Below are 9,609 nucleotides of genomic sequence, written 5' to 3'. Positions count from 1 at the left end.
TTTAAAGCTTCATGAGTATACTTAAACAATTCAAATGAACCCGGATAAAGTACTTCATCGGTTCCTCCAATTGTTCCATCCCGATCGATAAACACTGCTTGTATTTTATTCTCTTCCATGACTTTCCTCCTCTACTGTTTCTTTGATTGATTTTGTTATTCATATGATTCACAGGGCTTTCCGATAACGTTGTGTATTTCTGACGTCCAAACGGATTAAGGACCGTAGGTCCGGGTGGCTTCGTCACTTAGCCGGTTGGATGTGTCGCCTGATTCCCCTTCTACGAAATTCCCTCTTGGCGACCAAGGAGCAATAGTAACGATGCTGAAAAACGTTGTTATCCGACGCCTCTGACCTCTTAGAAATACTATCGTGATCTGTTAACTTATTTTTTCATTAATCTATTCGAATGAATCATAATGTTTCAACTCTGATTTTGTAATACCTTCTTCCTTTCCCTCTTCTGTCAATCTGTAACCAAACTGCAATACTTCGTTATGTGCAAAATATATATATTCAACATAGGGTTCATCTTTAAATGTGACTACTGAAAAAAATGACGGTAATTTAATACCCCATACTCCTTCAACTGACTCTATTTCTTCACTACTATATTTTTGTTCTTCAAGTAGATAATTAGCTACTCTATTTGCATATATAATTTTATTCACCTGAACGTAAACTATTGGTGTTACTACTAGAATAGTTATTATGATTATTATAATTACTATTTTTTTATTCATTATAATAATCATTCCCTCTAAGTTTTTTGTTCGTTGGTCTTAATTGAATTTCTTCTGTGAGTTTACTTAAATACAATTTCAGAAGTTTCGGATAACGTTTGGCATTCCTGACGTTCAAGCAGCTTAAGTGACCAAAGGGAACGGGTCGTCAGACTTAGCTGGTTGAATGTGTCGCCTGAATTCACTTCTCTGAAACCCCTCTAGGCGATCAAGGGCGAATGCCCGCTGTAGGAATGCTGTGTTATCAGATGTCCCCGCCTGCGTAGCTAAACCGAGAATGCACTATTTATTAATCTTGTTATTAACGACACCAAAAGGTACATGAACCGAAGGGAATGTCCTGGCAACTCCCTCAATATGGCCTACTTGATCATCAAAGAAAATGTGTGGCATAAAGACACTTAGCACTCTTATCTTTTCGATTCCTCCAAGAAAAAAAGCCTCATCGACTCTAATTTCTAATTTTCTAAGTGTAGTAATCATTCTTTCGTGGGCAGGGGCATTTCTAGCAGTAGCAATTGCCAATCTAATTCTTGGTTTATAATAAGGATCATTTAGATTCTTTTGAATCTCTCTTTGTTGTAACTTTGATATCTCTGTGAAAAATCTTAATAATGGTCCCGCTGGCAAAGGTTGACTCGCTAATTCCTTCTCATGAGAATGAAATTTTTCTAAAGCTCCACCTTGAAAAATAGACTCAGCCGAATCATCAGCAATTATGCCATCAAAATCAAATGCTAACCGTATTTCATTGTCTTCATCGTTATCAATGTAATCAGAAGGATAAATACATCCTGCAGGGTAGCCTTTCTCTACAGCTTCCTTAACATCTTTTGGGTTTCCCGATAAAAAAAGACTCGCATTGAATGCAGCCATATACTTAAATGGATTGTTACCTGTGACAAATGCAGCCCTACTAATTGTTAAGCCATAATGTTCTATAGATTTAAAAACCCTTAATCCAGTATCTGGATCATTTCGAGATAGTAAGATAACTTCTACTATTTGATCTTGAGGAGTATTAATGCTTAATAATCTTTTAATTAGCGGGAAAGCAACACCTGGTGTTAATATTTCATGTTCGTGTTCTCTCTGATGCTTGCGATAAATATCTTCTCCACTTTCTTTGAATACACGATCGGACTCAGTTAGATCAAACAATGCGCTCGATGCTACTGCTATTACGAATTTACTATCAATATCAAATGGCATGAACTCTTCATCCTTCCTGATAATTATGTACTTGCGGGGATTTCTTATAACGTACCCGCATTACCGACGTCCAAACGGCTTAAGGACCGTAGGTCCGGGTGGCTCTGCCACTTTGCTGTTTGGATGTGTCGTCTGAATCTGCTTCTCTGAAATCCCTCTAGGCGACCTAGGAGCGAAGCGACGAAGCAGGAATGCATTGTTATCGGATGTCATCGTCTTCTTTGTAAGACCCCAACTTCAATTATCTTTTCTATCCTGTTGCGTTAGCTCAGAAATTGAAAGACTACTACATCTCGATTTCCCAATTGCTCTTGCTGAGTTTATAATAATTATAGCTCTCCTTTTCAAGTTCTATGATGTTTATAAAATCGAAATCACACTTTTGTATTACTCTATTTGAGGGTAAACTTCGTATAAGGGCTATAGCATTAAGCACCTCCACGTTCGTATTCTCAAATAAATACTTGATTATCCCTTTAGCTGCTTGCGTCGTATAACCCTTACCTCTATGATCTTTTGATATTGCATACATGATCTCTCTGTTTGGAGGCGGTAATTCTTCTTTTATTCCCGTACAGCACCAACCGATAAACTCTCCTGACTCTTTCAATATAATCCCCAAACGAAGACGGAGTTCATCAATGTCACCGCCTTCCGATACAACCTTTAGAAACTGTTTATTTTCTTTGGTTTCGTAATTTATTAGCCAATCTAACCGTTGTTCTTTAGATACGTTGCATCCTGGCAAAAACTCATGTATCTCAGGTTGCCATGTTAGTGAATGAAACTCATCTAAATCATCAATTATGTATTCTCTTAAAATAATATCCTTACAGTCAATCTTAAAAATGTTTTCAGCGGATGTGGAATGAGTATTTGAGTTCATTATTTATCTCCCTTATGCATATTTGGTAGAATGCTTTACCACATATAATACCAAACCGTAAGAGCTCATGGCAGGTAAAGATTAATTATTACTAAACTAGCCTGGTTCCCAAGCTGAAATGCATCTATTGGATACTGGTTTATAGAAGGTTTTTATGATTTCCGCTGATTTCCGATAACGTTTCCGTATTCCTGACGTCCCACCACCTTAAAGGAGCGAACCGACTGGTCGCGATGCGGTTAGGTGGTGCGGATGTGTCCCAGCAATTACTTCTTCGAATGTTACTTCTGGGACAGAGGGTGACGGAGTCACCCGAAGCAGAAATATTGTGTTATAAGATGTCAGCGCCTTCTTAGAAATACCTACACAAATTAATTATTATCTCTGTTAGTTCAAGAAGTTCTTCTCTCATCCAACTGTTTACATAATCTATTTAAACTTTCTTCCTCAGTTTGATAGGCTGTATCTATAACTATGTGATCTCGGTCCCAAACATCATACTGTCGATTTTTAACCTGCACCCATGTCGGAAGAACAAAGCCTGGAATATCAACTGCTCGCGTTTCGACTCGTTGCCTGTGTTCACTATCGTCAGAGCAAATCACTTCAATTTCCACATAAGGAATTCCAAGAGAATCCGCCACGTTGCGCCAAGCTTGGCGGGTGATTTGGATGGGATTGACTGTATCTGCAATCACATCTAATCCCAGTTGGAGATTCTGTGATGCAATTGCATAACACACAAGGTAACCCTCAGGTCCCTCGATGGTCTTTCCAGCATCCCGCATTGCCTGTTCCACGACATCGACCCGAAGATACGTGGCATTTAGTTCTCTTGCTAAAGCCGATGATAATGTGGTTTTACCGGTTCCCGGCAAACCACTAAATATATAGAGCACTAAACTCAACTCCTTCGAGAAAAGCCATAATTTAAACGCATTTGATTTTTGTTTTTACATATTTGCGCTGATTTCATAGTCACGGTAGAAACGCCAGTTACCTGACGTCCCCCGCACAGATCCCGGCGTGCGGAATTACCGCACCGGGCTCTTCAAGAACACTCGCTTTTGTACGTCAGCATTAGAAATCCATAGACGTTTCCAAATCGGTGTGTCTGATTTCTTCTTGCTTTCCTTGCTATTCCTTGCAGTGAGGTTTGCCTATGGTGTTCCAGTCCTACATGTCCGGCATAGGTTTCCTTTACAAGCTTCATGTTCTTGTCCATCCCTTCCCCATGTGATCGGCTCTCCCGATCTCCGAGTACTATGAATGGATCCGACTCCCTAATCGCCATTAACTTTCATCTTTTTCGATTGTCCAGCCTACCTACTCCTTGGAGTAGGAGCGATTAGGGACCTCCCAAGTTCCTGACTCATCTCTCCATGCATGCCACGTGCTTTGACCCCGACAGACCCTCCAGAACCTTACCTTTCATTCTAAGAAGATTCGTATTGCGGGCTTCTATTAACGGTTCCTTTGCTTGGACTTCCGTGACGTTAAACACGTTGTCGTCTGTTCTTTGTTTGGTTTCCCAAACTGCATTGACGAGGCTGAATATGCTTCAGGAGGTACATCTCCTTATGGCCTACATGGTTCTCTGTGTACACTTCACTTAGCAGTTACCTGTGTCAGCGCAACACTCGATAGGGGTAGTTGGTTAGACCTTGCCCCACAAGGACTTTCACCTTGTAAGATGTGCCAAACTTCTTGGCGTACTAACGTTCGCGCATTACCGACGTCCAAACGGCTTAAGGACCGAAGGTCCGGGTGGCTCTGCCACTTAGCTGGTTGGATGTGTCACCTGAATTATCTTCCACGAAACTTCCTCCTGGTGACCAAGGGAGCGTAGCGACCGCTGTGGTAATGCAATGTTAGAGGATATTAATGCCTCCTTTGAAATCCCCCCGTACTGTGTTGAATCGCAATTAATATATTTCTCTTTCATTTTAAGTATTAATCTTTGATATAAAGGTATGTTCGGCGAAACAAGCTAATTCCTCAAAATGATTCCTTTCGTATAGTTTTTTAGCCCTTAAATTAGACTTTGTAATACGCAAACAAACTTTTTTCACATTTTTATTTTCTATCATGTGTCTAATACAATTCGCTAAGATTGTACTTCCATATCCACGATTCTGATATTCTGGGGAGACTACTATATCCCGAATATAGTTCTCATCTATTATGTATGCACCTATCAATTGGTTCCCTATCCAAAACGAACGAAATTCATCATCTCGTACTTTTTCCTGAAGACCTGCTTGGAATACTTTTGTATTCGCATAGTACCAATCTGTTTGCCATCCATTGTCTTTATTTAATTGAAAATACCCTTTGTCAAATAATTCGACTAAATGATCCAACATGCTATCTTCAAATTGTTTTTCAATTAATTCTGATTGTGATATTACTGGTGCTTCTTGTCTATTATAAAATAGATGATATCCCTCCATATCCACTTTAAACCCAAGGTTTTGTAGGAATTCTATAACCTCGATATTTTTTCCATACACATTGAAGCATAGTTCTTTTTCATTCACTCCATCAATGAAAGGCTTCATCTTTAACATAATTAAATCTTTGTATTTCACATTATTTGGTTCATCTAAGAATGAAAAATAGGCTATATTACAATCATTATTCTCAGCTATACAAAACACACCATGATCATCAATCGATTTATTGTAATAGAATACTGTCACCATGTTATCATTAAGTGCTTCGTTCACAAAATTCCTTCCTTGTGGAGAAATTTTCTCTATTAAGTTTAGAATATCTTCTCTTATTTCTGTTTCCATACTACAACCCCTTTTATAAGAATTCAAGATGTTTACAATGACCTGCATTAATTTCCTCTAACGTTTGGCATTCCTGACGTTCAAGCAGCTTAAGGACCGTAGGTCCGGGTCGTCAGACTTAGCTGGTTGAATGTGTCGCCTGATTTCACTACACTGGAATGCCTCTTGGTGACCAAGGAGCGTTAGCGACGACGTAGAAATGTAATGTTAGGCGATGCGGACAGTTATACCCGAAAAATTCCTGACTGCAGTCTTACAATCTCATAGTTATTACATCTTATATATTCCCATACAGGTTCTTCAAATACTTTATAAGTACTTATTAATTTACTCTTTGGATCTATAGTACATATTCGTTGATTTCCCAAATCACAGACGTAAAGAAGTTCATCACAATAATAAATACTCTCCGGTAAGTCAAATAAGGATCCTTCAATGTCTCCTATAGAATACAGCTCTTTATATGTTTTAAGGTCATAACACTTTATAGTATTCCTTGTTGGGTACGTAACCCATATAAGATCTTCAGAAACAGCAAATCCATAAACTGTATCAAACATATCTTGATGGATAAATTCTAGAATCCCGTTACTATCAAACTTATGGATGTCTGATTGTTGATAGTGAGACACATAGACGGAGCCATCTAATGTCCTGCATGTGTCCGTAATATTGTCCTGAAAGTAATTCATAATTTCAACATAGTACGGACCGTACTTGTGATAAAAATATTCTTGTTTAGAAATAGTATTTACTTGTGTATTGGACCACGTAGCATAACCCAGATCTTCACCTTTTTCGCCTATTATGTAAAAATAGACCTCATCTTCATCCTCGAATATTCACCTTCCTCTTCTATGTATTAGCTGCATAAATAATTCTTCCCCCTTAGCTTAGTTTCGCCTAACGTTTGGCATTCCTGACGTTCAAGCAGCTTAAGGACCGTAGGTCCGGGTCGTCAGACTTAGCTGGTTGAATGTGTCGCCTGAATCTACTTCTCCGAAAACCCTCTTGGCGACCGAGGAGCATCAGCAACGAAGCTGGAATGTTCTGTTAGGTGATGTCCCCCACTTCCTTGAATCACTTCAACAGTTCAATATTTGTTCCGTTATATAGGATTCATCTTGGAAAATTAAACAATTTAACTGCATTCCATATGCGCATCCGCCATCAATACCTATCTTGTCTTCACTAAACCAAATATTCGATGTACCGTGGATATCTATTGTTCTTGTATGTCCAAAAATGACTCTTTTATTTAGATTCTTAAAAATGTATCGAATGAATTCATCCTTAATATACATAAAATCGTGTTCTGGCTGGTTCTTCCAATCAATAAAATTGGGATTCAATCCTGCATGAACATAAATGTGATCATGGTCTTCGTGATATAAAGGTAATTTACTTAAAAAGTCAATATGATGACTAAAAAATGTATTAATTGTATCTTTCGCCCGGTTCATGATTTCATCAGAGATTTCATTATTAATATTGCAATAACTTTGAAGGGTTTGTATTCCCCCATGTTCTATAAATTTTGATCTAATCAATTTGCTATCATTATTTATTAAGTCAACTAAACGTTGGTCATGATTGCCTCGTAATGCAATAGCATTATGCTTACTTACTAATTCGATTACTTTATCAACTACTTCTTTACTGTTAGGCCCTCTATCTACATAATCACCAAGCAAAACTAACTGATCATATTTCGAATTGTATTTGATAATATGCAATAACTGATTTAATTGATCGATACACCCATGAATATCGCTAATCATTATCGTTCGCTTCATAGAATCTCCTTTAGTATCCACTTTTTAAGCCTTTAGGGGATTTCACCTAACGTTCGCGCATTACCGACGTCCATACGGCTTAAGGACCGAAGGTCCGCGTGGCTCTGCCACTTAGCCGGTTGGATGTGTCACCTGAATTCACTTCTTCGAAACTCCACTTGGTGACCCAGGGAGCGTAGCGACCGCTGTGGTAATTCAATGTTAGATGTTGTAACCGCCTTCCTTGAATTACCTTTAATATACATTTTATTCTGTTTTTGTTCTTAGATATTCAATATGTCTTTTATTGTTTGAAGTCCATTCTACTAATATCTCATATTGTTTTAAATCTATTGATCCTATATCCAAGTTTTTTGAATACGTGTATTCTTTGTTGCCTTTATCAAATGGATATTTACTTATTGCACTACCGTTGATTATCAAAAGGTTTACATTATTTTCTCTATGAAGTCCATCTATATTGATTTCTACATGTATAGTATTTCCATAGGATATAGTATACGAGCCTAAATTGGACTCAAATCTATGTATTAACAAACTAACTAGAGTTACTACAATAAATACTGCAAAAATCCATACTGCCCGAGTTGTTTTTGATTTATTCCTCATTTTCTTCAGTGACCTCTCCTTAGGAAGTTATAAGCCTTTATTAATCTATCTAGCGGTTATTTCATCTAACGTTCCTTGGATTCACGATGTTCCTTTTCCTTAGATAGCTCTTATCTTAGGAAAAGGAATGTGTTGGAGAAATACTTCTTCGCTTCATATCTTCTTCCAACCAAGGGCGAATGCCCGTAGCGTGAATTTGTTGTTATGCGCTGTTACTGCCCTCTTCGATTAACCTAAAAAATTCTACCAAATTACATCCAAGCATCGGATATTTTGCTCTCTTTCGCACAAATAAATCTGTGTCGCCTCAACTATTCCCATTCTCAGTCTTTTTCACCTCATACTCCATGAGTACCATTCCGCTGGGATAGGCTTGCTGCCTAATAAATGCCAAGTTTCGACGTACCCCGTGAGAAGCAAGCAATGGAATCCCACCTCCCAAAAGAATCGGAATAAAAGCTGGTTCAAACGTATCTACTAGGTTCCAAGTAATAAGTTGGTAGAATAGATTTCCTCCTCCAAAGAGCCAGATATCTCGTCCATGTTGTGAAAGAAGCTCGCGTACTCGAATTTCTAACCCTTCGCTCACAATCTCAACGTTAGGATGATCTTCTTGACGAAGTGATTGCGATGCCACGATCACTTGTTTCCCTGGAAAGTTTTCACCTACATCATGTAAAATTTCGTAAGTTCGACGGCCCATTAGGATTATGTCGAACTGCGCATAAAGCGCATCAAAATCAAATGAAGGTTCTGGTGGAATCCAATCAAACTCATCTTGGGGTCCTGCTATATAACCATCCAGACTACTTGCCACCTGATATCTTAACCGTCTCATTTCATCAGCTCCACAATAGATTAGAAAAGTCATTAAAAAATCAATTGCTCTAGTTATACCTCATTCATCGATGAAATCTCTTTCGACAATAGTGCAGTAATTGCGCATAACGTTTGGCATTCCTGACGTCCAAACGGCTTAAGGACCAAAGGTCCGGGTGGCTTTGCCACTTAGCCGGTTGGATGTGTCGCCTGATTCCACTTCTCAGAAAATTCCTCTGGCGACCCAAGGAGCGTCAGCGACGATGCTGAAAGACATTGTTATACGCAGTATTGCCCTTCTATGAAATCGCCATCAATCGATCCTTTATTAATAGTACTAATTTGTCTTGTTCATCTTTAGGTATCCACTCTACTAATCTTGCTGCAGCCACAGGTAAAACCCATTTATCAATTTCGGAGTAATCTTTTCCCGTAATACTCAGGTATTCCTTTATATATTCTGTCTTCATCCTATTCCTTAGAATATTAACAATGGTTTTAATTATATTGGGATTACCATCAGGCATCGTACCAAGACTGAATAGAATAACTGACCTAGCAACATCACCAGCGGGATTACCTGACATTCCCGTCATCCAATCAACAATCCAATTATCACCGTCAAGTAGCACATTATCTGGATGAAAATCACCGTGACACAGCTTATTATCGTCAGGTAGATTTTCTAAGTAATTAATTATTTTTTCTTTCTCTTCTTCTGTAAGGAGTGGAGTAACCTTTATGTT

Annotated in this window: 12 protein-coding genes; all 12 read right to left on the bottom strand. The window is 38.5% G+C overall.

What is annotated here, in order from left to right:
- Positions 1 to 401: 401 nt before the first annotated feature.
- A complete protein-coding gene (locus tag AC1TO8_RS23680; protein WP_482058041.1) occupies positions 402 to 743 on the bottom strand; it encodes a DUF3139 domain-containing protein in 342 nt (113 codons plus the stop codon).
- 62 nt (positions 744 to 805) lie between these two features.
- Entirely contained in the window at positions 806 to 928 is a 123-nt protein-coding gene (locus AC1TO8_RS23675; protein ID WP_482058040.1) for a hypothetical protein, read from the bottom strand.
- A gap of 97 nt (positions 929 to 1,025) precedes the next feature.
- Positions 1,026 to 1,955 carry a 5'-nucleotidase gene (locus tag AC1TO8_RS23670; RefSeq protein ID WP_482058039.1) on the bottom strand — a complete coding sequence of 310 codons (930 nt, stop codon included), beginning with the start codon at positions 1,953 to 1,955 and terminating at the stop codon, positions 1,026 to 1,028.
- 60 nt (positions 1,956 to 2,015) lie between these two features.
- Positions 2,016 to 2,168: a hypothetical protein gene (locus AC1TO8_RS23665; protein ID WP_482058038.1), complete on the bottom strand. Its 153-nt coding sequence runs from the start codon at positions 2,166 to 2,168 to the stop codon at positions 2,016 to 2,018.
- A gap of 73 nt (positions 2,169 to 2,241) precedes the next feature.
- Positions 2,242 to 2,841 (bottom strand): GNAT family N-acetyltransferase, encoded by a 600-nt coding sequence (locus AC1TO8_RS23660; protein ID WP_482058037.1) that lies wholly within the window; start codon positions 2,839 to 2,841, stop codon positions 2,242 to 2,244.
- 392 nt (positions 2,842 to 3,233) lie between these two features.
- Positions 3,234 to 3,740 carry a P-loop nucleotide/nucleoside kinase family protein gene (locus AC1TO8_RS23655; RefSeq protein ID WP_482058042.1) on the bottom strand — a complete coding sequence of 169 codons (507 nt, stop codon included), beginning with the start codon at positions 3,738 to 3,740 and terminating at the stop codon, positions 3,234 to 3,236.
- A 152-nt stretch (positions 3,741 to 3,892) separates the two neighbouring features.
- Positions 3,893 to 4,135, bottom strand: a complete 243-nt coding sequence (locus tag AC1TO8_RS23650) for a hypothetical protein (protein ID WP_482058036.1) — start codon at positions 4,133 to 4,135, stop codon at positions 3,893 to 3,895.
- A 652-nt stretch (positions 4,136 to 4,787) separates the two neighbouring features.
- Positions 4,788 to 5,639 carry a GNAT family N-acetyltransferase gene (locus AC1TO8_RS23645; protein WP_482058035.1) on the bottom strand — a complete coding sequence of 284 codons (852 nt, stop codon included), beginning with the start codon at positions 5,637 to 5,639 and terminating at the stop codon, positions 4,788 to 4,790.
- Between the two features lie 1,085 nt (positions 5,640 to 6,724).
- Positions 6,725 to 7,435, bottom strand: a complete 711-nt coding sequence (locus AC1TO8_RS23640; RefSeq protein WP_482058034.1) for a metallophosphoesterase family protein — start codon at positions 7,433 to 7,435, stop codon at positions 6,725 to 6,727.
- Positions 7,436 to 7,681: 246 nt separating this feature from the next.
- The gene (locus tag AC1TO8_RS23635; protein WP_482058033.1) at positions 7,682 to 8,044 is read right to left on the bottom strand and encodes a hypothetical protein; all 363 of its coding nucleotides are present in this window, start codon (positions 8,042 to 8,044) and stop codon (positions 7,682 to 7,684) included.
- A 307-nt stretch (positions 8,045 to 8,351) separates the two neighbouring features.
- Positions 8,352 to 8,882, bottom strand: a complete 531-nt coding sequence (locus AC1TO8_RS23630) for a dihydrofolate reductase family protein (protein WP_482058032.1) — start codon at positions 8,880 to 8,882, stop codon at positions 8,352 to 8,354.
- Between the two features lie 280 nt (positions 8,883 to 9,162).
- Positions 9,163 to 9,609: phosphotransferase family protein (locus AC1TO8_RS23625; protein ID WP_482058031.1), on the bottom strand; the 447-nt coding region annotated here is incomplete at its 5' end.

It is taken from the genome of Paenibacillus sp. Y859 (assembly GCF_056786405.1).
This window is presented reverse-complemented; position numbering and strand designations above follow the sequence as displayed.